Source organism: Bacillus sp. 522_BSPC, from assembly GCF_001076885.1.
GTDB lineage: Bacteria > Bacillota > Bacilli > Bacillales > Cytobacillaceae > Niallia > Niallia hominis.
The window spans coordinates 1-476 of the sequence record NZ_JVDT01000231.1; the positions used below are offsets into that span (position 1 = coordinate 1).

Annotated in this window: 1 protein-coding gene; it reads left to right on the forward strand. The window is 34.2% G+C overall.

The genetic code is table 11. The features are described 5' to 3' along the window. On the forward strand, positions 1-456 hold a 456-nt coding region (locus ADJ83_RS18730), incomplete at its 5' end, for a DUF421 domain-containing protein (protein WP_048718701.1). Between the last annotated feature and the right edge of the window lie 20 nt (positions 457-476).

A 476-nucleotide genomic window follows, 5' to 3' on the forward strand; every position in this document is an offset into this window, starting at 1 on the left:
GGAATAGAGTTTATGACTCTAAAAAATAAATCGACACGTTCTCTCTTATTAGGCAATCCTAACATCATCATTCGAGATGGTGTTATGGACAGGAAGTTACTTACAAAGAACAAATTGGATGTAAATCAAGTATTGAGTATACTCCGTCAAAATAATGTCTTTTCAGTTCGCGAAGTCAAATACGGTATATTGGAAGCTAATGGGCAAATAAGTTTATTATTAAAATCCAAGTATCAAAAACCAGACAAGCAAGATCTCAATCTTCCAGAAAGTCCAGTAGACCTCCCAACATCGTTAATTATAGATGGGGAAATTTTATGGGATAATTTACATGAACTCGGATTTGATCAACAGTGGTTAGATAACCAATTAACTACCAATGGATATGATAATGTAAAGCGTATACTTTACGCAGATTGGCGAGAGAGTGAAGGCATACATGTAAGTCCTAAATAAAATTTGTTAGGATAAGAGCA